Annotated in this window: 2 protein-coding genes; both read right to left on the reverse strand. The window is 36.5% G+C overall.

Annotation, left to right across the window (positions count from 1 at the left end; genetic code table 11):
- Positions 1 to 211: 211 nt before the first annotated feature.
- The gene (locus AC6F8J_RS14695) at positions 212 to 772 is read right to left on the reverse strand and encodes a transposase (RefSeq protein ID WP_500724378.1); all 561 of its coding nucleotides are present in this window, start codon (positions 770 to 772) and stop codon (positions 212 to 214) included.
- On the reverse strand, positions 709 to 1,257 hold the full coding sequence (locus AC6F8J_RS14700; protein ID WP_500724379.1) for a helix-turn-helix domain-containing protein: 549 nt from the start codon (positions 1,255 to 1,257) through the stop codon (positions 709 to 711). Before AC6F8J_RS14700 ends, AC6F8J_RS14695 begins: the two co-directional genes overlap by 64 nt.
- Positions 1,258 to 1,615 lie beyond the last annotated feature (358 nt).

Below are 1,615 nucleotides of genomic sequence, written 5' to 3' on the forward strand. Positions count from 1 at the left end.
TGTAGGGCCCCTCTATTTTGAAATAGCACCCATTTTTCATCGTAATTATAGTTTTTAGTGCTTTGTTTCCTAATTCCTGGTTCTTCAACCAATTCTATTTTCGTTCTTCTATAATCTCCTAAACAGGTTATAGAGTGATACTTTTATCATCATCTCCTTTATCATGTTATTAAACTTGGTGGCAGATACATATACCAATTAGCATATGTTATCAAACAGACCTCAACAGATAGTTTCTCATATTTAGACCAAATCTTTTGGTTCTAAAGTAATTAGATATCTTTTGCTTAAAATCCTCAAAGGACGAGTAATATTGTAAAATAAGCAGGTCATGTTTGGCTATATTCCAGATCTCTTCTAGCATCATAAACTCGGGCGATGCTGTCGGTAGGTATACCGGTATGAGAGTATCTTTGTTCTCTTCAAGGTACTCTTTCACCCGTCTGGATCTGTAATGTTGTGGTGCTTTATCAAGAAATAGATAACACCTTGGAAACTTGTGATGGATTATCTTTAGAAAGTCAAGGAAAGTATCAGCATTGAATTTATTGTACTGTCTGAAGAGCTGTTCACCTTTCATGCTTACAGCACCAAACAAACAGGATAGTTCGTGCGAACCTATGATCCTTACTACGGGCCTTTTCTTGGCATCAATCCAAACACGTCTTACCAGAGAATCATAGAAAAAGAAAGATTCATCCAGCGATACTATGGTAAAGTTTTTCTTCCTCTTCTTCTTCTTTTGGTGTTGGTGGGAGCGGGAGATATCCACAAATATTTGTTTGACCTTTTTTTAAATTCATCCTTCTCTTCTGCAGAGGCAGTGTTTACATGTACCTTTCTTGGAACCTTCTGTTTAAGACCCCATCTGCGAAGTATACGGTATATGTGAGTATAGTGATATTTGATTCGGCTTTCCTTTATTATCAACTCCTCAACCTGCTTTGTGGTCCAGCCCTGATTGCTATCTGTTAGTATGGTCTTTATCTCATACGCTATCTCTTCTGGTAGTTCTGTCGGTCTGCCGCTTTTGGGTCTATCTCTTAATCCGTCTGTACCTTCTTCATTATATCTTTTTAGCCATTTACAAGCCCATGATCTATTTCTATGAAGATCTCTGGCTACATGGGCCGCAATCTTGTCATGGTACACAACATCAAGTACAAGCAGCATCCTTTCCTTTACCTTTCCATCTAGTTCTGATTTATAGATCTTTACAAACGATGCTTTGTTGTTGTTGGTAAGTGCTGTTGCCATAGATTAGACTAGATCATATTTTATTAATCCGAGCTATAAACCTTGTTCCTTTATATGTGCTAAACGGTATATTATACATAATACGTGCATTATAGAGTGGCTAATTGATTGATTATCATTGTATACAACATCAAGTACAAGCAGCATCCTTTCCTTTACCTTTCCTTCTAATTCTGATTTATAGATCTTTACAAACGATGCTTTGTTATTGTTGGTAAGTGCTGTTGCCATAGATTAGACTAGATTATATTTTGTTAATCCGAGCTATAAACCTTGTTCCTTTATTTGTGCTAAACGGTACAAGTATATTCAGGATGCATCGCTGCATAGAAATTATGGAAAATATTTTGTGGACTGC

It is taken from the genome of Petrocella sp., from assembly GCF_059865615.1.